The sequence below is a fragment of the Pseudomonas asturiensis genome (assembly GCF_900143095.1).
In the GTDB taxonomy this organism is placed as follows: domain Bacteria; phylum Pseudomonadota; class Gammaproteobacteria; order Pseudomonadales; family Pseudomonadaceae; genus Aquipseudomonas; species Aquipseudomonas asturiensis.
Map to the genome: position 1 here is coordinate 1 of NZ_FRDA01000011.1, position 22,371 is coordinate 22,371.

The 22,371-nt window shown below is 57.8% G+C and carries 19 protein-coding genes and 1 pseudogene; 14 read left to right on the forward strand and 6 right to left on the reverse strand.

Annotation, left to right across the window (positions count from 1 at the left end):
• Positions 1–106 precede the first annotated feature (106 nt).
• The gene (locus BUB69_RS18555) at positions 107–973 is read right to left on the reverse strand and encodes a hypothetical protein (protein ID WP_141121874.1); all 867 of its coding nucleotides are present in this window, start codon (positions 971–973) and stop codon (positions 107–109) included.
• Between the two features lie 80 nt (positions 974–1,053).
• On the opposite strand from BUB69_RS18555, the gene BUB69_RS18560 reads away from it, so the two are divergent.
• The 4 genes and pseudogenes from BUB69_RS18560 (at position 1,054) to BUB69_RS29175 (ending at position 4,534) form a co-directional block, all read left to right on the forward strand.
• Complete coding sequence (locus BUB69_RS18560) at positions 1,054–2,346, forward strand: DNA-methyltransferase (RefSeq protein WP_073169291.1); 1,293 nt, start codon at positions 1,054–1,056, stop codon at positions 2,344–2,346.
• A gap of 42 nt (positions 2,347–2,388) precedes the next feature.
• Positions 2,389–2,503: pseudogene (locus BUB69_RS29705) on the forward strand (DNA cytosine methyltransferase); the annotation flags it as partial.
• A 149-nt stretch (positions 2,504–2,652) separates the two neighbouring features.
• The gene (locus BUB69_RS18565; protein WP_073169293.1) at positions 2,653–3,678 is read left to right on the forward strand and encodes a hypothetical protein; all 1,026 of its coding nucleotides are present in this window, start codon (positions 2,653–2,655) and stop codon (positions 3,676–3,678) included.
• A gap of 526 nt (positions 3,679–4,204) precedes the next feature.
• A complete protein-coding gene (locus tag BUB69_RS29175) occupies positions 4,205–4,534 on the forward strand; it encodes a hypothetical protein (protein WP_073169295.1) in 330 nt (109 codons plus the stop codon).
• A 2-nt stretch (positions 4,535–4,536) separates the two neighbouring features.
• Here the strand turns inward: BUB69_RS29175 and BUB69_RS18575 are convergent, their stop codons facing one another.
• Positions 4,537–4,749: a hypothetical protein gene (locus BUB69_RS18575; RefSeq protein WP_024695365.1), complete on the reverse strand. Its 213-nt coding sequence runs from the start codon at positions 4,747–4,749 to the stop codon at positions 4,537–4,539.
• Between the two features lie 124 nt (positions 4,750–4,873).
• Here BUB69_RS18575 and BUB69_RS18580 point away from each other — a divergent pair, with 124 nt between their 5' ends.
• The 6 genes from BUB69_RS18580 (at position 4,874) to dacB (ending at position 9,897) form a co-directional block, all read left to right on the forward strand.
• Positions 4,874–5,425: a hypothetical protein gene (locus tag BUB69_RS18580; RefSeq protein WP_073169297.1), complete on the forward strand. Its 552-nt coding sequence runs from the start codon at positions 4,874–4,876 to the stop codon at positions 5,423–5,425.
• A gap of 36 nt (positions 5,426–5,461) precedes the next feature.
• Entirely contained in the window at positions 5,462–5,704 is a 243-nt protein-coding gene (locus BUB69_RS18585; protein ID WP_002553062.1) for an excisionase, read from the forward strand.
• Complete coding sequence (locus BUB69_RS18590) at positions 5,685–6,788, forward strand: phage integrase Arm DNA-binding domain-containing protein (RefSeq protein ID WP_073169299.1); 1,104 nt, start codon at positions 5,685–5,687, stop codon at positions 6,786–6,788. The genes BUB69_RS18585 and BUB69_RS18590 overlap by 20 nt, the downstream gene beginning before the upstream one ends.
• 93 nt (positions 6,789–6,881) lie before the next feature.
• Positions 6,882–7,475, forward strand: coding sequence for a response regulator (locus tag BUB69_RS18595; protein ID WP_073169301.1), 594 nt, complete (start codon positions 6,882–6,884; stop codon positions 7,473–7,475).
• Between the two features lie 133 nt (positions 7,476–7,608).
• Positions 7,609–7,953 (forward strand): YggL family protein, encoded by a 345-nt coding sequence (locus BUB69_RS18600; RefSeq protein ID WP_073169303.1) that lies wholly within the window; start codon positions 7,609–7,611, stop codon positions 7,951–7,953.
• A gap of 474 nt (positions 7,954–8,427) precedes the next feature.
• The gene (gene dacB / locus BUB69_RS18605) at positions 8,428–9,897 is read left to right on the forward strand and encodes a D-alanyl-D-alanine carboxypeptidase/D-alanyl-D-alanine endopeptidase (protein WP_073169305.1); all 1,470 of its coding nucleotides are present in this window, start codon (positions 8,428–8,430) and stop codon (positions 9,895–9,897) included.
• Positions 9,898–9,989: 92 nt separating this feature from the next.
• On the opposite strand, the gene BUB69_RS18610 is transcribed toward dacB, so the two are convergent.
• Both BUB69_RS18610 and rlmKL read right to left on the reverse strand, forming a co-directional pair.
• Positions 9,990–12,362 (reverse strand): sensor domain-containing diguanylate cyclase, encoded by a 2,373-nt coding sequence (locus BUB69_RS18610; RefSeq protein WP_073169307.1) that lies wholly within the window; start codon positions 12,360–12,362, stop codon positions 9,990–9,992.
• Between the two features lie 138 nt (positions 12,363–12,500).
• Positions 12,501–14,756: a bifunctional 23S rRNA (guanine(2069)-N(7))-methyltransferase RlmK/23S rRNA (guanine(2445)-N(2))-methyltransferase RlmL gene (gene rlmKL / locus BUB69_RS18615; protein WP_073169309.1), complete on the reverse strand. Its 2,256-nt coding sequence runs from the start codon at positions 14,754–14,756 to the stop codon at positions 12,501–12,503.
• Positions 14,757–15,344: 588 nt separating this feature from the next.
• Here rlmKL and rmf point away from each other — a divergent pair.
• Complete coding sequence (gene rmf, locus BUB69_RS18620; RefSeq protein WP_002553055.1) at positions 15,345–15,560, forward strand: ribosome modulation factor; 216 nt, start codon at positions 15,345–15,347, stop codon at positions 15,558–15,560.
• Positions 15,561–15,704: 144 nt separating this feature from the next.
• Here the strand turns inward: rmf and BUB69_RS18625 are convergent, their stop codons facing one another.
• Positions 15,705–16,736 (reverse strand): quinone-dependent dihydroorotate dehydrogenase, encoded by a 1,032-nt coding sequence (locus tag BUB69_RS18625; RefSeq protein ID WP_073169311.1) that lies wholly within the window; start codon positions 16,734–16,736, stop codon positions 15,705–15,707.
• Positions 16,737–16,988: 252 nt separating this feature from the next.
• On the opposite strand from BUB69_RS18625, the gene BUB69_RS18630 reads away from it, so the two are divergent.
• Positions 16,989–18,200: a CmpA/NrtA family ABC transporter substrate-binding protein gene (locus BUB69_RS18630; RefSeq protein ID WP_073169313.1), complete on the forward strand. Its 1,212-nt coding sequence runs from the start codon at positions 16,989–16,991 to the stop codon at positions 18,198–18,200.
• A gap of 14 nt (positions 18,201–18,214) precedes the next feature.
• Entirely contained in the window at positions 18,215–18,790 is a 576-nt protein-coding gene (locus tag BUB69_RS18635; RefSeq protein WP_024688555.1) for an ANTAR domain-containing response regulator, read from the forward strand.
• Between the two features lie 190 nt (positions 18,791–18,980).
• On the opposite strand, the gene BUB69_RS18640 is transcribed toward BUB69_RS18635, so the two are convergent.
• Positions 18,981–20,231, reverse strand: a complete 1,251-nt coding sequence (locus BUB69_RS18640; protein ID WP_141121875.1) for a glycoside hydrolase family 68 protein — start codon at positions 20,229–20,231, stop codon at positions 18,981–18,983.
• Positions 20,232–21,152: 921 nt separating this feature from the next.
• Between BUB69_RS18640 and BUB69_RS18645 the strand changes: the two genes are divergently transcribed.
• Complete coding sequence (locus BUB69_RS18645; RefSeq protein WP_024688557.1) at positions 21,153–22,364, forward strand: nitrate/nitrite transporter; 1,212 nt, start codon at positions 21,153–21,155, stop codon at positions 22,362–22,364.
• Positions 22,365–22,371 lie beyond the last annotated feature (7 nt).

Consider the following 22,371-nt stretch of genomic DNA (forward strand, 5'->3'; position numbering starts at 1 on the left):
GCTTGCCGGCATATTCGAAATCGGAAAAGCTCATCTGGCTCATGGGCGGCTCGGATCAGGTGGTCAGGCGTATTTCAGCACATCTTGGGACTTGTTCGGAGATTCCCTAAGCAAGACTCAGAGTTATGCGCGAAATGTCCTTGGTCGCTATGAACCGCTTCTTACGAGCGCTATTCGAAACCTTGAGCTCTCCGAACACCAAGACATAGCTCCCAGACAACTCATCTGTGTCCGCTACGGGAAATCTTTCTAGGAAAGGAACGCTCAGCGAAGCGTCAACAACAATGCTGACGTCATCAGTTGCCCCGCTATTAAGCCAAAGGCTTTTTGATTCCCCTTTGGACAAACCTGCATCTGTGATCAATCCCCAGTATCCCCTGAAGGAGTTTAGGTGGTGCACGTTAATTTCATCAAATTTGACAAATAGGTCTTTTACCCGGTACTCGCCCTCGGGCAAAGCTATCAACTGATCTGACCTGCAAAAGTCCTCACTGTGCATGAGGTTTTTAAGCAGAGTACTAAGCCTTCGATGTGAAACTGAAGTTTGCGCCCTTTGGCCTCCTCGAAATCTCCCCCCTCGCCCGGCGCCGTCATCGTCGGCATCTGGTCCGGGATGCAGAACAGGGCTCGCACCAAATTTGAAATCGATCTCGATCCGCTCTCCGTGATTTATACGCTCCTCTTTATCAGGACCGGACATACCGCCTTGCGAAGAATCCACGGCAGCTAACGAGCAATTCTCGCCGTGAGGCCGCGCACCGAAGCAAGCCGCCTGCCCACTGGTTGACTCCTTACGAAAAAAAGCTGGCCCCCTGCACTCGGGACAGACTAATTGGCGGCGGTAAGCCTCGATAACTGAATCATCCAAAGCTTCAAAGCTTAGAGCCGAATAATTTCGGCCATCGGCCGTGCAATGCGCTACATCCATGATGATCTTCCCTGGTAAATCCAAATCGTAGTAGCTATCAGCCACGTCCAAAACATCCCCTCTTCAATACCTCAATTTCATAAGTGACGCTAGCAAGCAATGTCGGCGCCCGATAGGAATCGACCATGGACTATGAATTACACCTGGGCGACTGCCTAGAGGTGCTGCGCGGCTTGCCTGCGAACTCGATCGACAGCGTTGTAACTGATCCGCCCTATGGCATTCGCTTCATGGGCAAAAGCTGGGACGGCCAAGACATCGAAGATCGTGCCGCATACCGGGCCAGCATGCCGTCACACGCTGGGGCATGCGGGCCGAACGGCGGGCACCGATCGGTCGCAGCCGAAGCGGGAAAGTACGACCTGACGCCAGCCGGTATGCGAGCCTTCCAAGCATTCACGCTGGAATGGGCAACAGAGGCCTTGCGAGTACTCAAGCCCGGCGGGCACCTGCTGTCATTCGCCGCCGCCCGGACCTACCACCACATGGCTGTAGGCATAGAAATGGCGGGCTTTGAGATCCGTGACCAGATTATGTGGGTGTTCGGCTCCGGCTTTCCGAAGTCGCACAACCTGAAAGGCGATCGCGCTGGTTGGGGCACTGCTCTGAAGCCCGCGCATGAGCCGATTTGTATGGCGCGCAAGCCATTCTCCGGGACAGTTGCTGCAAATGTTGAGCAGCACGGTACCGGGGCAATCAACATTGATGCTTGCCGAATAGATCCAACAGGCGAGAGCAGGCAACGAATCGGCGAGGCATCTCAAGATAAGCGCTACGCCGAGAGCGGTGGGACGAATTTCGCTGCACGCCCGGGCGTCCGTGGCGGCGATCCGCTTGGCCGATGGCCAGCGAACCTGATTCATGACGGAAGCGAGGTTGTTCGTGCTGCTTTCCCGAGCGCAAAGGGCCAGCAAGGTGATTTGAAATCGCACGGCGTCTGCCGGCAGTCTCCCAACGGGATATTCGGCGGGATGCGCCCTGCCCTCGATCACGCCGCCAGAGTAGAAAGCGACGAAAGCGCTGCGCGTTTTTTCTACTGCGCAAAGACGACTCGCGCTGATCGGCATGAGGGCCTGATTGACCCCGGCCCCCAGTTCAAGCAGGGCACCACCTTGCGCAAGGTGCAGGTAGCGGACACAAAGGGCAACAACCATCCAACGGTGAAACCCACGGAACTGATGGCCTACCTGCTCCGGCTGGTCACTCCACCTGGCGGGAAAACGCTTGACCCTTTCATGGGCTCAGGCAGCACAGGCAAGGCGGCAGTACTCGAAGACTTCAACTTCATCGGGATCGAGCAAGACGCCGCGTACATGGCGATCGCCAAGGCGCGGATCAGTCACGCGCACGCCAAAAGCCTGCTGGCCCAACACGAAAGCGCTCTGAAAGAACAGCAACTCAACCTTTTCAGCGCGTAACCACACCACTCAACGACTCACGCCACCCCGGCGAGGATGAGCATGACCACAGCAATTGATTTGTTCGCCGGGCTCGGCGGATGGAATACCCGCGCGCAATGCTGGTGACAACGCTCTATGGGCTGCGAACCACTGGCCTGTTGCAGTTGTTATCCACAAGTATCTTCGGATCGCAGGTTTCTCCGCCCGAGACTCCTATGCATAGGATGGCCGGCGGCTTCCGCCTCGCACCTTATGTACGAGCAGCCTATCGCTGCGATGCCAACGTGATATCATGGGCAATTCTATCAATATGGATATACATAGATGATTCAGTCTATCACAACTTGGCTTAAAAACTTTTTCGTGAAAACCTGGCAGTTTTTTGCGAGCGTTGTTGTGGTTATAATCGTTTTCATAAGCCAGTTCCATGATTTCAAATCCCCAGACATGGCGCTAGAGGTCACATCTGTCAAAGCCACAAGTTCCCAACCAATCGACCTAATTAAGCTCAACGAACTTTCATCTTTAAAATTTATTGTTAGCTACGGATACCCCAGTATCATTCCTCAGCGCGAGATGGAATTTTCCCCGGAAGAAATAGATCGCTCCCTACTAATCTTCAAGAATCGTATAATTTCTCTATCTACTGAAATTGAGCACACGGAGAAAAAACTTGCTTTCGGCTTCTCTGGTGCCGATCAAAAAACAATACTGAACCAGTTAGCCGACTTACATGATAATGACAGCACCAGTTACCAGCGTTTCTTCATGAGCACAGCATCGCGATCACTAAGCAACTCGCAAGAGTCCAACACAGAAAAGAAAATCGACAGCCTAAAAGAAAAGATCACCGATAGTCTTGAATCAAAAAGACGAGAAAGAGACAACTTAAACATTAAATACGATCAAGCCAACAAGGATTGGACCGAGTTTAAATCAACGGTCATGCCAAGCAGAACAAAACTAGTAATAACCTGTGCCGTGGGAAACCAAGGAAGTGGAGCAACATCTTTAAAACCTCAGGCCCTCTTCAGAGCAAATTTAGGCGAAGGAAATTATCTGGACTTCTCTATGAAGATGAGCGACTACGATAGCTCCCCAGAAGCTGCCACCTTGCAACCCCAGTCGTACAAGGTAATTAAATTCGAATCTGATGAAATTCAATCGATGACAGCTGCGGACAGAGATCGCTTTAAATCATTCTTGGGAAATGCCTCTCCGGCCAGGCTGTTCGTATCGGATGTACGCGGTGAAGTTTACGAATCTAATTCGGTTCCATTTTCACCTGGCGTATATGAGCAAAAGATGTTTGATGCACTGAAACAGTTCGCATCATCGAAAACTCGATAATGGCTAATTCGCTGCGCCATGACCTGCGTAGTTATGGGGAAATTCCTATGACGAGTCGCTGAACAGTTTTAATTTTACATCCCTGACCAGGCTGAAAGCGTTGAACTTTAAAAGGTGCATCAGCCAGTCTTTTACCCTTTTGGAGCTCACGGCCGTCGCCCAAGAGCAAAACTCCGATAGATGATGGTGAAGGCGGGATTACCGGCTGGCTCAGCGGCGTTGGCGGCAAGGGAGAACAAAGAATGCCGGCAGTTCAAGCAGAGCCTCGCTTAGACGCCTCACCCATCTTGAATGCGAGCATCTTCAAGATTTCCGAAAACTACACGCTGATCACGCTGTGAAATAGGCTTTCCGGCGAATGTCAGGGCGGCCCGCGCTACAAAGCGACCGTTAGCAGCAAGGCTGCGCCAGTCGTGCGCTGGATAGTCATGCGGATTTTGAATCAGTTATGACAAGCTGAAATCCCCGCAATCCCCACCACTTCAATCAATTCAATGTCAGCCGCGTGTGCGGCAAGGACGAAGTCATGCCTGAAGGAAAGATCGTATTCATCCAGCCAGCGCCCGTCATTCGCGACGAAAACGGTTTCTTCCAGCACCCGGATATGCCGGACTTCGAGGAGGGCGACGGCGAGAAATGCAAAGCGTGGGTCGCTGAGCAAGCCCTCGAAGTGGGTCAGGTCGAACTTGAGTACGCAAGCGACAAAGCTGTTGCTGATCGCTACTTCGAAGCAGGCGATCCTGACTGCAGTTACTGGGAGCCAGATCGCCCTGATGGTGAAGACTGGTTCTGCCTGGCTATTCATGACACGGACGATGGTCCGGTGTGCTGGTGGGCACGCCGGCTGAAGCCGTGAGCCTAACGCAACGTGAAAATCAGCTCTCCCCTGTCAGTCATCGCCATGCCGTACTTGAGCCTGCCCAGGTACTGGTCATGCATTGAGTAGACCCGGTCGTCGATGATTCTGAAAATCATCGTTCGGTCCGACCAGATATTGCCGTCCACCGCCCGCCTGCCGAGCCTGGCATTGCGCGGGCTATACACCTCATCTGCTGTTGTGGTGCATTCCATGACCTCTCCTTGGCGTTGCCCCAGCTCCTGCTGGCCGCATGAACCATAGCAGTGATCGGCAGTTTCTGCCTGATACCCCCTTCCCTACAGAGCCTGCCGGTGATCGGCGGGCGGAGATATGCGCATGATCATTGATGACGTAATGAACGACGAAATCACCCTTCACGGCCTAGGCTTTGTGCAGGTCCAGCTCGAAGGTAGCCAGCGCCTACACGTCTGGCACCCAGAACTACCGCGCCGCGCATGCTTCGAGCATTCAGCCATCCATGATCACCGCTTTAGCTTCACCTCGCGCGTGATCATTGGTGAGCAGCGCAACATCGAATTCAGGGCCGACCCTGATCCCGATGGAGAATACATGCTCTATCTGCACGAGGGCGCACGCACTTCATGTGGCGGGCGCCCGTGGGTGCCTGATGGCCGAGTACAAATGGTCAAGATCCATGACGAGACCATAACGGCCGGCCTTACCTATGGGCAGACTGCATACCACTACCACCGAACCGAGCCTCAAGGAGACGGCAAGGTCGCCACCATTCTGCAGAAGTGCGGCGAGTACTCCCGTGGCGCTCACTCAAGCTGCCTGATCGGCACGCAGCCCGACGATCAGTTTGATCGCTATCAGTGGACGCCAGCCCAGCTCTGGGAAGTCGTGCGCAGCGTTCTTATCGGATAACCCCTTCTGCCGCCCAACGCGGCCCGGAGCAATAAAATGAGCAAAGTTACCCTCGACGAGTGGGCGGCAGACCAGTTTCGGACGCCGCCCAGCCTGAATACGCTGCGCAAGTGGGCTCGCGAAGGCCGAATAGCGCCAGCTCCCGTAAAGCATGGCCGAAGCTACTATGTCGAAGCCGAGGCGCAATACAGCGAGCCCGAAAAACCGATTGTCCGCATTACGGGCGGAAGCCTGATCAGCCGAATAGAGAGTGCACGTAATGGTTCCAAGGCCGCGTAACGCTGGATCAAAAGACCTCCCGCCTAACTTGTATCGAAAAACCGACAAACGTAACGGCCAAACCTACTACACATATCGTGATCCACTCACAGGCCGAATGTTCGGCTTGGGCAAGGATAAGGCGGCAGCGATTATGGAAGCTGTTGCTGCCAATCATGCGGACGTGCTGAGACCAACACTAAGGGAGAGGATCACCGAGCCAGTCGCTTCGCTTGACCGTTTGTTCGCTGATTGGCTTGTTGAGTACGACCTGATCTACCGAGAAAGGGGTCTCAGCGTGCATACCGTTCGAACTCTCAAAAGTAGGCTCAGGGTGCTCAAGGAAGCTTTCGGTGATAAATACATGCGCAGTATCCGGACGATGGATATAGCGACGTTCCTCGCCACATTCACTAAGGCCGGGAAAGCGCCAATGTCCAAAGCATTGAGGTCCTTGCTACGGGATGTCTTCACAGAAGCCATTGCGGCTGGGTGGTGTGACCTAAACCCCGTCGATGCGACAAAGGCGGCACGGTCAAAAGTGAAGCGCGGGCGCCTAAGCCTCGAACTCTGGAAAGCAGCTCACGCAGCGACTGACAGGCCCTGGCTTAAGCGGGCGATGGAGCTTGCCCTGCTCACAGGACAACGCAGAGACGACATAGGCTCGATGCTGTTCAAGGATGAGGCAGACGGCTTCTTGCATGTCATACAGTCGAAAACGGGCGCTCGTCTGCGGATCAGTACCAGCCTAAGGCTCGAAGCAATAGACCTTGACCTGTCGAGCGTAATAAAAATGTGCAGAGACAGAGTGCTTTCGAAGCACTTGGTGCATCACGCAAGGACGGTCGCCGTCGCGAAAGCAGGTAGTCCAGTAAAGCTGAACACTTTGACGCTCGCTTTCGCCGAGGCCAGGGATAAGGGCGCTGCAGCGCTCGGCATTGATTTAGGCGCGAACCCACCCAGCTTCCACGAAATGCGCTCCCTGGCCGCAAGGCTTCATGCATTAGAGGGCCGTGATCCTCAGAAGCTACTTGGGCACCGCAACGCAGCGATGACCGAGATGTATAAAGATGGTCGCGGGTCAGAGTGGATTGAAGTCGCGTGATTCGTTTTAGGGATATATTGGGGGAGTTTTGGGGAGGATTTTAAGCCCTTTAAAATCAATCAGTTACGTTATCGTGATATTCCCGACTGCAATATGCCGGTCATGAACGGTTACGATCTGACCCGCGGCATAAGGGCTCATGAACACTCTCTCAAGCTTGAGCCATGCCCGGTCTGGGGATTCACGGCCAACGCTCAGCCTGAGGAAATCCATCGCTGCATGGACGCGGGAATGAACGATTGCCTGTTCAAACCCATCAGCCTGGCACTGCTCAGCGAGAAGCTGGCTCATCTTGAGCCGGTGGTGCATTCAGCACCCGCCTTCAACCTGAGCAGCGTCCACAGCCTGACGGGCGAACGCCCCGAGATGGTCAAGCGCCTGCTTGCCCAACTCCTGCAGAGCAACCGGGAAGATCGACAATTGCTCGCCACCCTCATGCGTGAAGGCCGTCGTGACGATGTGCGTGAAATGGCCCACCGCATCAAGGGCGCCGCCCGCATCATCAGCGCCGCTCAGGTGGTCCAGGCCTGTGACGCGCTTGAGGCTGCGTGTGAGCCAGACGCAGCCGATGCCCAACTGCAAGCTGCCCACGGGGTCGTCAACATGACCATGATCGAACTTGAACGGGCACTGGTCGCCCAACAGGCCAGGGCCGAAACTCCAGGGCATTCCCCGCCTGGACGTTGAACCTGTCGGCCCCGTTACACCGGCCTCACAGTCGCCTGCATGTAACAAAATGCAGGCGGCTGTGCACTCATTCAGGCATCGCCCCCTTGAAACTGTTAAAGTGCGCCGCGTAATTACTCAAGAGGAATGTTTCATGGCCACTAACCGCTCCCGCCGTCTGCGCAAAAAACTGTGTGTAGACGAGTTCCAGGAATTGGGGTTCGAACTTAACCTGGGCTTCAAGGAAGATCTGGCTGACGAGGCAATCGATGCATTCCTCGACGCGTTCCTGACTGAAGCGATGGACGCAAACGGGCTCGACTACGTCGGTGGCGATGACTACGGTCTGGTCTGCCTGGCCGAACGTGGCTCGGTCACTGAAGAACACCGCCGCATCGTTGAAGCCTGGCTCAAAGGCCGCGACGAAGTGGAAAGCGTCGAAGTCAGCCCGCTGCTGGACGCCTGGTACCCTGAAAAGCCGATCAATCAGGCTGCCTGATACCTTGAAAGCGCACTGATGTTCGGTAGGGCCATCCTCTGTGATGGCCCTATTTTTTTGCGCCACGCCTGCCTTGAAGACTGTCGCCTCTCCTCCAGGACCGGCATCGCTTGAAGATGACCTGTCAGATGCTTGAAAAAATAGCGTTTTCCTGACGCCTGCCCCATCACATGCCGGCCCTGCTTGGGGCATAATGCCGCACGCCTGGGCGCAGCGGGGTGCAGAACAACGCCACCTGCGCAGCCTTAGCGTGTTCGCACGTTCATTTTTGCGTGCTCGACTATTCGTTTTTTGACGTTCGCTGCTTTCACTTTTTCACAGGTTTTGATTTTTCACGGGTTTTGAATTTTCACTATAGTTACGCCACGGCAGTTACCCGCGCCATTCAAGTTACCCAATAGTCAGCGACTGGTTACCGAGGGCATTCATCCACGCTCTCATTTTTGTTTCCCCTTATGCAGTAGGGTTTTATTCATGATCAAGCCGTTCCGCTCTCTTCTGATCGCTACATTGCTCGTTCCCATGGCCTTTACCGTCAACGCGGCCGTCATCAACACCACACTGTCCCCCAAGGTTCAACAGGCCCTCAAGGCCAGCAAACTCGGTGATGATGCATTGTCGCTGGTCATGCTGCCGCTCAATGGTCCAGGCACGCCGACTGTGTTCAATGCCGACGTGTCGGTGAACCCGGCGTCCACCATGAAGCTGATCACCACCTACGCGGCACTGGAAATCCTTGGCCCCACCCACCAGTGGAAAACCGAATTCTTCACCGATGGCACCCTGAGCAACGGCGTACTGCGCGGCAACCTGTACCTCAAGGGCGGGGGCGACCCCAAGCTGAACATGGAAAAGCTCTGGCTGCTGATGCGCGACCTGCGTGCCAATGGCGTACAGCAGGTCACCGGTGATCTGGTGCTGGATCGCAGCCACTTCGTGCAACCGCAATTGCCGGTCTTCAACGATGACGGCAACGACGACAACAAGCCGTTTCTGGTCAAACCGGATTCGCTGATGGTCAACCTCAAGGCCCTGCGCTTTGTCACCCGCAACGACGACGGCCGCATCCTGGTCTCGGTCGAGCCGCCCATCGCCACGATTCAGGTCGACAATCAGGTCAAGGCTGTCGCGTCCAAACAGTGCACGGGCGATGTGCGTTACAACCCGGTGAACCAGCCTGACGGCAGCGTCAAGGTGACGGTGACCGGTCAATTGGGCAACGGCTGCAACTCCCAGACTTACCTGTCGCTGCTGGACCATCCGACCTACGCAGCGGGTGCCGTACGCGCCATCTGGCAGGAGCTGGGCGGCACCATCCAGGGCAAGGACCGTGTCGATGTCGTGCCGGGCAACGCCAAGCTGCTGGCCAAGGCGTTTTCGCCGGACCTGGTAGAAGTCATTCGCGACATCAACAAGTACAGCAACAACACCATGGCGCAGCAGCTGTTTCTCAGCCTGGGCGAGGAGTTTCGCAGTGACGCCGACGGCGATGACGCAAAAGCCGCACAGCGAGTGATTCGCGGCTGGCTGGCGAAAAAAGGCATCACGGCGCCGCATCTGGTGATGGAGAACGGTTCAGGTCTGTCTCGCGCCGAACGTGTCAGCGCTCGTGAGATGGCAGTCATTCTGCAAGCGGCATGGCGCAGCCCGTATGCCGCAGAATTCATGAGTTCCATGCCATTGGCGGGGCTGGACGGCACCATGCGAAAACGCCTGAAACGCACCCCGCTGCTGGGCGAGGCACACATCAAGACCGGCACACTCAATACCGTACGCGCCATTGCAGGCTTCAGCCGCGACAGTAACGGTAATACCTGGGCTGTCGTGGCGATTCTCAATGATCCACGCCCGTTCGGTGCATCCTCGGTGCTCGACGAGGTGCTGGTCGATCTCTACCGTCAGCCCAAGCTGGGCAATACCACGGTGTCGATCCAGCAGCCCTGACACCACCTGGCCCGGGCTCTGTGCGTAAAGTCAGCAAGCCCAGCCACTTTTACCCCTAGAGCCTTCGACAAAGAGCAGCGGCCTGACTCCGATCAGGCCTGCTCCGGCTCTACCTTGTCACGGCCCGACTGCTTGGCCGCGTATACGCCGGAATCGGCGCGCTGCAGCATTGCGTCGACGCCCTCGCCTTCCCGCCAACTGGCAATTCCGAAGCTCGCAGTCACCCGGCCCACACCCTTGATATCAGCACGGCTCAACTCGTCACGCAGGCTCAGCGCCAATTGATAGGCATGGCTGCCTTGTGTTCCGGGGCACAGCACCATGAACTCTTCGCCACCCAACCTGCAAAAAACGTCATCGGTGCGCAGGCGCTGAGTAATTCGCTGCGAGATCGCCTTGAGCACCAGATCCCCCACACCATGCCCGAAGCGGTCATTGATACGTTTGAAATGGTCGATATCGAGCATGATGATCGACAGGTCTCCGCCGTGCCTGTCGATACGTTTGAGCTCGGCCTGCAACCGATCCTGGAAATAACGCCGATTGAAGGCTCCAGTCAGCACATCGGTCACCGATAGTGCTCGCAGCTCCTGCTCGACCCGCTTGAGGTCCGAGATGTCGGACACAAACCCATGCCACAACACAGCACCGCCCTCCAACTGTTCAGGCGTCGAGGCGGCGCGTAGCCAGCGCAAGCCTTTGCGGGGCAATTCCACGCGATATTCTTCGCTCCAGGGCGTCAGTTGTTGAGCGCTGGGAATGATCGAACTCTTGATTCTGATCAGGTCCATCGGATGAATACGGCGCATCAGGATTTCAGCGTCGACCAGTAACTGCGCCTCGTCCAGCTCGAACAACTCGCACATGCCAACGCTGACGTACCTGAAACGCGATTGGCCATCGGCATCCAGCTGGTACTGATAAATGCCGCCAGGCACTTGCGAGCCCAGCTTTTTCAGCAGTTGTCCCTTGGCTTCCAGTGCGTCATGCACACGCCGATGCTCGGTCATGTCCGTACACACGGCGAGGCAGCCGGTCCAGTGCCCCTGATCGTCACGCATCGCCGTGACCAGCATGCTGACCACCAGCGTCGTGCCATCACGGCGTTGAAAGGTCAGCTCGCGTGCCGAATGGCTTCCGTCATGCGCGGCCGCCGACAGCATGTCCTGCAACAGCCAAGCGTCGCTGTCGGCATTGGCATCTGTCAGTGCCGATTGCTGAAAATCCTTGAGCGTGAACCGGCCCAGCACCTCTTCGTCCGAGTAGCCGAGCATTCTCTGGGCGCCCACATTGAACGTGCTGATGACGCCACTCAGGTCAGTGGCAATGATCGCCACCTCAGTCGCGGCATTCAACACATTGCGCAACTGGCCATTGGCGACCCGCAGTTGCTGTTCGCGAACACGCAGCTCGCGCGTGCGCTGGTCCACCCGCAGAAGCGCTCGCTGACGCTGACCGATGAGGCTATAGAGCAGCGCACTGAGCATCAGACTCAATAAGCCGCCGAGCCAGAGGATGTTGTCAGTGGTCATCCGGTTACTTTGCTGGAACAGCTCGGAGGGCCGTACTTCCATCAGATAATCCCGGTCACCGAAGCTCAGCACGGTACTCTGATAAAGGTCGTCGGCAATGCCGGCGACAGGCGACTGGTAAACCTGTTCCGGGGTCGGCTGCGCACTCAGGTCAGTGAGCGTGATTGCCAGATTGTCCCGCTCAGCAGGACCGACGCTCATCAACTGGGCAAGACTGATGATCGCCGTCAGCATGCCTCTGAGTGCCGACGGCTGATCGGGTGAGCGATCAGCGGAAAACACAGGGGCTACCAACAGTATGCCCTGGCTGTCCGAAGGATCGAGCGCCAGCAGTTTGATGCGCGGCGTCGCAACGATGTGATCGAGCTGGCGTGCCCGGTCCAGCGCAAGACGTCGTATCGGCTCAGAATAAATGTCGAAACCCAACGGCGGCGGGATCTTGCTCAGCGAATCGATATACAGGACCGGGAAGTATTCGGCACGCTCGCCTGCGATGGTCAACTGGCCCTGCTCATCAAGCTCACGAATGGAAAACGCCGGTAATCCACGATTGCGCATCGACTGCTCGAACGCAGCACGCTCGGCCCGAGTCACCCTGGGATTCCAGGCATACGCCTGCGTGCCCATCAGCAACGGTGTTACGAAACCGTCGTATTCGGCCTGGTCGACCTGCTTGGAGAAAAGAAAGAAACGGCGGACGGTGTCCAGCCTGCTGACCTGACGGTCAAGACGCTCCTGAATGCGGCTGAAACGCTCGCTGGCCAGGATGTCGAAACGCTGACGCAACTGGAGTTGGTAGAGGTCATGGTCAGCCAGCGCCAGCATGAGCGTCAGTGCGGCACCGACCACAAACGTCAGAACCGCAACCAGCCACGCTGAAACCTGCTCGCTGATGAAGCCCAGCACCCTGAGCCTGAACCGTTTCGCCGCCATAAACGCAACTCATGACGCCAACAGGGTGTTGCGCCACGCTGGCTGTGCTTTGTTTATAGCTATTCGCCAGTAATTTGCCTAGTGGGTGATGAACGAACCTGCGTACTCAGTGCGCAGATTCGTTGTTCACACCCTGCATCACGCGCGCGCAGTGATCTTCCAGGCCCGGTGAATCTTGCTGTTGCGGGCAAAATCCTGGTCGATGGTCTGGGCGGTGATCTCCTCCACGGCATAACGCTGGCCCAGGTTTTCGTCGAGCACAAACTTGCGGAAGTTGTTGGAGAAATACAGCACGCCGCCCGGTGCCAGACGCGCCATGGCCAGGTCGATCAACTCGACCTGATCACGCTGCACGTCGAACACGCCTTCCATGCGCTTGGAGTTGGAGAACGTCGGCGGATCGATGAAGATCAGGTCGTACTCTTCACGACAAGCCTGCAGCCAGACCGTGACGTCGCTTTGCTCCAGACGGTTCTTGTCGGAGAAACCATTAAGCGACAGGTTGCGACGCGCCCAGTCCAGGTACGTGCGCGACAGGTCGACGCTGGTGGTGCTGCGCGCGCCACCCTTGGCCGCGTGAACGCTAGCGGTCGCGGTATAGGCAAACAGGTTGAGGAAGCGCTTGCCGGCGGCCTCGCGCTGGATGCGCATGCGCATCGGGCGGTGATCGAGGAACAGCCCGGTGTCCAGGTAATCGGTCAGGTTGACCAGCAGCTTGACGCCACCTTCGCTGACTTCCAGAAACTGACCCTGTGCGCTCTGACGTTCGTACTGGCGAGTACCGCTCTGACGCTCGCGACGCTTGATCACCACGCGGCTCTTGTCGATGTTCAGCGCCTGAGGAATGGCCGCCAGCGCGTCGAACAGACGGGCCGAGGCTTTCTCCGGGTCGATGGACTTGGGCGCAGCATATTCCTGCACATGCACCCAGTCGTGATACAGATCGATGGCCATCGAGTACTCGGGCATGTCGGCGTCGTACACGCGATAGCAGTCGATACCCTCGCGGCGCACCCACTTGCCCATCAGCTTGAGGTTCTTCTGCAGGCGGTTGGCAAACATCTGCCCGCCTTCGCTCAAGCGCGCCTGCTCGACCACCACGGGAGCCGGCTTGATCGGGTTGCCGTTCTTGTTGAATTTCTTCTCGACTTCAACCTCGGCCTCGACCGGGGTTTCGCGCTCGATCTGACGTTGTTCCGGGGTGCGGCGCTCGCCGGTGACGAACTGATCCGGCAGCACCTTGATCAGCAGCAGCTTGCAGGGCAGCGCGCCGTTCCAGAACGAATACTGCTTGTGGCTGCGAATGCCCATGCGCTTGCCCAGGTCCGGCGCACCGGTGAACACCGCGGCTTCCCAGTTCAGGCACGACTGACGCAGACGCTCGCCCAGATTCTGGTAGAGATACAGCAGGCTGGCTTCGTCGCCCAGACGCTCGCCGTACGGCGGGTTGCAGATGACCAGACCTTTCTGATTCTGATCCGGCCGCGGCTCGAAGGTCGCGACTTCGCCTTGATAAACCTTGATCCAGTCGCTCAGCCCTGCGCGCTCGATGTTGTTGCGCGCAGGCTGAATCAGACGCGGGTCGGCTTCATAGCCGCGAATCCACAGAGGCGGCCTGGCAAGGCCAGCCTCGGCACGCGCCAGCGCCTCGTCGTGCAGCTTGCGCCACAGGGCCGGGACGTGACCCAGCCAGGCAGAGAACCCCCAGCGCTCACGCTTGATGTTCGGTGCAATGTCGGCAGCAATCAGGCCGGCCTCGACCAGGAAGGTGCCCACGCCGCACATGGGGTCGGCCAGCGCGCCGCCTTCAGCAGCGATGCGCGGCCAGCCGGCCCGTACGAGGATGGCCGCAGCAAGGTTTTCTTTCAGGGGAGCAGCACCCTGCTGCAAACGATAGCCACGCTGGTGCAGGCTATGGCCGGACAGGTCCAGCGACAGAATCGCTTCACCGCGATCCAGGCGCAGGTGCACGCGCAGATCGGGGTTGATCTTGTCCACCGACGGGCGCTCCCCGTCAGGCGTGCGCAGCTTGTCGACAATCGCATCCTTGACCTTCAGCGCACCGAAGTGGGTATTGTCGATGCCCGAACCGTGGCCGCTGAATTCCACGGCAATGGTGCCGTCCGATTCGAGATGGTCATGCCATTCAACGTCGAGAACGCCGTGGTACAAATCTTCGGCGTCCTTCATCGGGAAGCGTTTGAGCACCAGCAACACGCGGTTGGCAAGACGGGACCACAGGCACAGCCGGTAAGCGGTCTCCATGTCGGCCGAGCCGCGAATCGCCGAGGTGTGTTCGCGGGTGTCCTCAAGGCCGAGTGCCGTGGCCTCTTCAGCCAGCAGTCCTTCAAGACCTTTGGGGCAAGTGAGGAAAAGTTCGTAGCGATCCGACATGTGTATTCCAGGGCCTGAGCCGTCAGCGGCGGGCAACGCATTGCCCGACCAGATTTTAAACAGGCGCCTTTCTTGGAGTACGCCTGCGTGGCACGTCAAATGTGCCGGTCCGCTGCATCAACCTGCCGTGTGATCAGGGCAGTGTCGGTGCGGCAGTTTTCAATACATCATCTTCTTCACATAGCTTCCCTATATGAAGAACGAACATTCAACCCGACGAAGTGGGAAACAAAAAGTCACATCTCGACCCTTCGTCGAATTTGCACTTAAAGCATTCAGCCATCACCTGCACCTGAGACGCGCTCTCAGTTCGGCCTGAAACGCCCGCGTCAAAAGGCTTACGTCAAAAATCGGTAGTGAAACCCGACCTTGCTTATCACTCGACAGACCTAAATGTGACGTGCTTATGACAAAACGGTCATTCACAGCGTCCGGCGCTTTGGTTAGAAATCACCTCAGGTCATCTCCGCAACGGATTTGACACAAAGGCCCGCGACGCCGGCAGCGGGCACCAACGGCAGATCTTTCTGCCCGACCTCACCATGAGGTCTCAGGGATATAACAGTCAACAGACGAGGGCAATACCCTATGAGAAGACTTAAGCGTGATCCGTTGGAAAGAGCATTTTTACGCGGATATCAATACGGCGTTCATGGTAAATCCCGTGAGCTTTGCCCTTTTACTCTACCGTCAGTACGCCAGGCATGGATCAATGGTTGGCGAGAAGGACGCGGCGACAACTGGGACGGTATGACCGGCACTGCGGGAATCCACAGACTCAACGAACTTCACGCGGTCGGATAAGGCGCTTCTGGAGATACAGGCCCCGACCAGTCCATCATCAAGGCTATATTGACTGACCATCTACACCCACACCATGCACGCCCCATCCGGGCGGCGGGCCAAAAGCCCAGGGGCTCTTCAGGAGCCCCTTTTTTTACCTGAGTTTTATCCCCGCTCGCGTGGCATCGCCGCAATCGCGTCCACCGACTCACGGATCAATGCCGGCCCTTTGTAAATGAAGCCGGAGTAGATCTGTACCAGACTCGCACCCGCCGCGATCTTCTCTGCGGCGTGACGCCCTTCGGTGATACCGCCCGCCGCGATGATCGGCATGCGCCCTGCCAACTCGCCCGCCAGTATCTTCACGGTGTGGGTGCTCTTCTCGCGCACCGGAGCACCCGACAGACCGCCCGCCTCGTCCGCATGCGGCAGCCCTTCGACGCCTTCGCGGCCAAGGGTGGTATTGGTCGCGATGACCGCATCCATGCCGGACTCGATCAGCGCAGCGGCGACCAGCACGGTTTCTTCATCGGTCATGTCCGGGGCGATCTTGATGGCCAGTGGCACACGCTTGCCATGGCGCTGCGTAAGTTCCTGCTGGCGCAGGCTCAGCGCCTCAAGCAACTGCTTGAGCGAATCGCCGAATTGCAGGCTGCGCAGGCCTGGTGTGTTCGGCGAACTGACGTTGACCGTCACGTAGCTGGCATGGTCGTAGACCTTGTCCAGGCAAATCAGGTAATCATCCACCGCACGCTCGACGGGCGTGTCGAAATTCTTGCCGATGTTGATGCCCAGAATGCCGCTGTATTTCGCGGCCTGCACTCGGCTGACCAGATTGTCGACGCCCAGGTTGTTGAAGCCCATCCGGTTGATGATCGCTTCTGCCTGAGGCAAGCGAAAGATCCGTGGTTTGGGGTTGCCTGGCTGAGGACGCGGCGTGACCGTGCCGATCTCTACAAAGCCGAAACCCAATTGAGCGAATCCGTCGATGGCCGCGCCATTCTTGTCCAGGCCTGCTGCCAGTCCCACCGGATTGGGAAACTCAAGCCCCATCACGTTGACCGGCACCTTCGCCGGTGCCTTGCTCAACAGGCCATTGAGGCCCAACCGCCCGCCGGCACCAATCAGGTCCAGCGAGAGGTCATGGGAGGTTTCCGGGGAAAGTTTGAACAGTAACTGGCGGGCCAGGTTATACATGGGCGGGCTAGGCTCGTGAGAAGCTGAATTCAGGGCCGCGATTATAGCCGTGTGGAGGGCCCGCACGCGAGGCATGCGAAAAACTTGTTACCCTGACCCGTCGAGCACTGGCATATGCCTTGCTTCAACCCATTATCGGCACGCGTTCCAACGAAGGAGCGGTGCCCGGACAACGGCGTCGCTCCAGCCCTTGCATCGTGCAACGGGCTGGGCGACGCTTTTTTTCTGGATGTCCCTGATGAAGCACGCGGTATGAACGAACCAACAAGCAATGCGCTGGACTGGGTAAACGGCAGCGATGCGCCCGAGATCAACAGCCTGGACGTGGGTTTCATGGCACTGACCGACTGTGCCTCGCTGGTCGTGGCGGCTACGCAGGGCTTCGCCCAGCCGTATGGACTGACCCTGAACCTCAAGCGTCAGAGTTCCTGGGCGAGCCTGCGCGACAAGCTGGTCAGCGGCCAGCTCCAGGCAGCCCATAGCCTCTACGGGATGATCTATGCCGTCGAACTGGGCATCAGCGGCGGCCCGGCCAAAGACATGGCGATCCTGATGGGGCTTAACCAGAACGGTCAGTGCATCAACCTGTCGCGTGGCCTTCAGGACAGTGGCGTGGTCACTCCTGAAGCACTGGACAAACGCGTGCACCAAAGCGGCCCGAAACTGACCTTTGCCCAGACATTCCCTACCGGCAATCACGCCATGTGGCTTTATTACTGGCTTGCCAGCCAGGGTATTCATCCGCTGGACGACGTGAACAGTGTGGTGGTACCGCCACCGCAGATGGTCCAGCACCTGCAGGCCGGGCGTATCGACGGCTTCTGTGTCGGCGAGCCCTGGGCTGCCAGCGCTGTCAATCAGCAACTGGGGTTCAGCATGGCGACCAGCCAGGCAATCTGGCCCGATCATCCCGGCAAGGTGTTGGGTTGCACCCGCGAATTCGTCGAGCAGAACCCCAACACTGCCAGAGCACTGGTCATGGCCGTGCTGGAAGCGAGCCGCTTCATCGAACAGAGCGAACACAACCGGCGCAGCACCGCGCAATTGCTGAGCGGCGCAGAGTATCTGGACACCGCACTGGACTGCATCGAACCCCGCTTGCTCGGCCACTACAGCGATGGCCTGGGCAATCACTGGGAGGACCGCCACGCGGTAAGGTTTCACAATGAGGGCCAGGTCAATTACCCGTGGTTGTCAGACGGCATGTGGTTCATGACCCAGTTCCGGCGCTGGGGCCTGCTGCGCGAAGACCCGGATTACCTGGCCGTCGCCAACCGGGTTCAGCAATTGGCCTTGTACCGTGAAGCGGCCATTGCATTGGGCATCGAGGTGCCGGATTCGACCCTGCGCAGCAGCCAGTTGATCGACGGCAAGGTCTGGGACGGCAGTGATCCGGCTGCCTATGCGCGCAGCTTCAAGCTCAACGCCTGGGCGGATGCTGCGCCCATTGCCGCCCGTCGTTGAAGGAGGACGTGACCATGCTGCGTATCCTGCTCATAAACGACACCCCGAAAAAGGTCGGTCGTCTGAAGTCCGCACTTATCGAGGCTGGCTTCGAGGTCATCGACGAATCAGGCTTCATCATCGACCTGCCGGCACGCGTCGACGCGGTACGGCCCGACGTCATCCTGATCGACACTGAGTCTCCGGGACGCGACGTCATGGAACAGGTCGTCCTGGTCAGCCGCGACCAGCCCCGCCCTATCGTGATGTTTACCGACGAACACGACCCCGGAGTCATGCGTCAGGCCATCAAGTCCGGGGTCAGCGCCTACATCGTCGAAGGTATTCAGGCCCAGCGCCTGCAGCCCATTCTGGACGTGGCCATGGCCCGGTTCGAAAGCGATCAGGCCCTGCGCGCGCAACTGCACGCCCGGGACCAGCAACTGGCTGAGCGCAAGCGCATCGAACTGGCCAAGGGTCTGCTGATGAAAATGAAGGACTGCAACGAGGAAGAGGCCTACACCCTGATGCGACGCCAGGCGATGAGCCGCCAGCAGAAGCTGATTCAGGTCGCCGAACAGATCATTGCAATGAGTGAACTGCTGGGTTGAACATGTAGATTGAGAAAATACTGACGAAACACTAATCGTGGGAGGCGGCTTGCCGGCAATGAACGATGACGCGGCCTGGATGTTAAACCGCGCCGACGCCATCGCCGGCAAGCCGCCTCCCACAGTTACAGTACCTGTCAGCAGGCCGCGTTGTGCAGACGCTTGCCGTTCACGCCTGCATGCATCCGGATTACTGAGTCAGCACCACGTCCTTCATCGCCGGTATATAGCCGTAGTCATACGACTCTTGCACAAACGAACGGTCGCCCCGCAACAGAATCCTCACCGTCGGCGCTTCGGTGCCACCGATGCGAAAGTCCTGCCCCGTCGTGGGCACGCTGTCGATGAACGAGGTGACCAGCCCGTTGGGCATCACGCAGTGCGAATAGGTCTGGAACGGCTGAGACGGAGGATTACCCAGCACCAGACCTGACGCATTCATAGGGCGATAAGGGCCAAACAACTGCTCACTGACAAAACCATAAACGCCATCAGGGCCGGTGATGCCATCGGCATAGGTGAACTTGTGGCTGATCGTAAACAAGTAATACTTGTTGTCCTGAAATACATAATGCGGCCGTTCGGTCTGGTCATTGACTCCAACTGCCGTGACAAGCGGCGGCAGAATATCCCACTCATCGCCATTAAGGTCTTTGGCCACGGCAAGACCGATACAGCCCACTTGAAATCTGGCACCCCCTACCTCTTCATGACCCGGCGGCACCGGACCTAGTTCAGCAGGGCCTACTTCGTGAGTACCGCGCTCACCCGCGACATTACCTTCAAAGACCATATACAACTTGCCATCATTGGGATCTATGAAAGGACTGGGGTCGCGAAAGTTCCAGGTGGCATTCTGGGCTTCTGTTTGATAATAAGTGCCGTCGGCTTCAAATAACGTTTTGACTTCAGTAAAGTCCGTCAGTATGACACCACTGTCAGACGTCACGACACGGCCGCGAACTTTGGCAATGGCAGCGCCCGGTGTGACGCAGGTGTAATAAAGGTCGATATCGCCCTTGTCGTTGAGCAGGATCGGGGTACCCGCCCACTCTCGAGTGGTGGGTGATACGCCTTCGGCCATGACACGCCCGCCGAAGATCCAGTCCTTGCCAGTACGCGAATACCAGTAGCAGATACGCGCCCGACCATGGCGATCTTCCCAGTCTCGCTTGATGTCATAGCGGCCATTAGCCCCCAGATACTGGGGATCCGTGGGGTGACGGTCGGCCGTGAGCGTCAGGATCACGGACCAGCCGTTGACCGACACGACCGTGCCGTCCAGCTCGCGCAGCGGCATGGTGTCCCAGATAAAGACGGTGTCGCTCATGACCGGAAAGTCGGGACTGACCAGGGGCTGAGTGGTGGTCGGATCGTTTTCATTGACCTTGAGCGCGTCGGCCCGGGTCCACACAGTAGGTGAATAAGTGACGTTATTCATGTTGATGTCCTTTATTGGCGCTCGCCCATGCGAGTGCTTAGATGAAGACAATGCAGCATGCAAACTTTTCACATCGCTGAAGTGCGCTTGAACATACCTGTCCTCTCGGCATGCACCGAAACAACAGGATGATTGATGTAGGGTGCACTCAGGCACCCATTAAATAATCGCAATAAGCCACCTTCATAATAAGCTGGCTGACTGCGCAGACGTGCCCTTTTCGAAGCAGGCCATGCCTTGCAAGACGAGAGGGATCCTCTCAGAGACAAGATGGAAAGTAAATTAAATATTCCCTACTGTTAAGCAACACTATTAAATACCTGACAAGGATGAACTATTAAGCCTTAAGCGCATCCCCCATTATGATGCTCCTCATTCAATACCATCAAAACACTATCATTGTGATTTAATAAAACTGCCTTGATAGTGACTATAACTGTAATATGCAGCGGCTTACCGGCAGTGTTCGAGGCGTGCGCGCTCCCGCAGAGACGCTATTCAAAGGCCGCGCTCCCCCGCTCCGATTGCCTCGCACCTATTTGCGGCGTTCCACACAGTCAATGCCCGGTTCAAGGTCATGCCCTGACGAGGGCCGTGACGCGTCGATGCCTGCCCCGTCGCCCCCTCAAGCGCCTCCCTTGAGGCCTGCGACGCTTGTTACCGAACAAACCATTTGTTTGGCCCGCCTCTTGCTTTATCCCTCTCACAGGTAGCCAACGGCGGTTGCCACCCCTTACGACAAAGACGTCGCCCATCTCTTTTCGCCACTGCGGACAGAGAGGCGACGTTTTTTGCGTTTTGGCCCCAGCGATGGGGCCGGTGGAGTCGCCGGCACTCGGAACACTCCGCCACAACGTCTGGAAATTCCTGTGTCGTGGTCTCGAACCCGACTGACTCCCTAGCAGATGATGAGGTGTGCAAATGGATACAAGCTTCTGGAAGGCCGGCCACAAACCGACCCTGTTCGCTGCCTTTCTCTACTTCGACCTGAGTTTCATGGTCTGGTATCTGCTCGGCCCGATGGCGGTGCAAATCGCCGCCGACCTGCACCTGACCACTCAACAGCGCGGCCTGATGGTCGCAACGCCGATCCTGGCCGGGGCAATCCTGCGTTTCTTCATGGGCCTGTTGGCGGATCAGCTGTCTCCCAAGACCGCCGGCATCATCGGCCAGGTTATCGTGATCGGTGCCCTGCTCACGGCGTGGCAACTGGGCATTCACAGCTACGAGCAGGCGCTGCTGCTGGGCGTGTTCCTGGGTATGGCCGGCGCGTCTTTCGCCGTCGCGCTGCCACTGGCGTCGCAATGGTATCCGCCGCAGCACCAGGGCAAGGCCATGGGCATCGCCGGTGCAGGCAACTCGGGCACCGTACTCGCGGCATTGATCGCACCGGTACTGGCGGCGAGCTTCGGTTGGGGCAACGTGTTCGGCCTGGCGCTGATCCCGCTGGTGCTGACGCTGATCGCCTTTACGCTGATGGCACGCAATGCACCGGAGCGCAGCAAACCCAAATCCACGGCGGACTACCTCAAAGCTCTGGGCGACCGGGACAGTTGGTGGTTCATGTTCTTCTACAGCGTGACCTTCGGCGGCTTCATCGGCCTGGCCAGCGCCCTGCCCGGTTATTTCAACGACCAATACGGCCTGAGCCCGATCACTGCTGGCTATTACACAGCGGCGTGCGTGTTCGGCGGCAGCCTGATGCGCCCGCTGGGTGGCGCGCTGGCTGACCGGTTCGGCGGCATCCGCACCCTGACCGTCATGTATGCCGTAGCAGCCATCGGCATCGCAGCGGTGGGCTTCAACCTGCCAAGCTCGTGGGCTGCACTGGCCCTGTTCGTCGCCGCAATGCTCGGCCTGGGTGCTGGCAATGGCGCGGTCTTCCAACTGGTGCCACAGCGCTTTCGTAAAGAGATCGGCGTGATGACCGGCCTGATCGGCATGGCAGGCGGCATCGGTGGCTTCCTGCTCGCAGCGGGCCTGGGCAGCATCAAGCAGAACACCGGCGACTATCAGCTTGGCCTGTGGCTGTTCGCGAGCCTGGCGGTACTGGCCTGGTTCGGCCTGATGAACGTCAAGCGCCGCTGGAGAACCACTTGGGGTTCGGCCGCTGTCACCGCAGCGCGGGTGTGATCGGTCG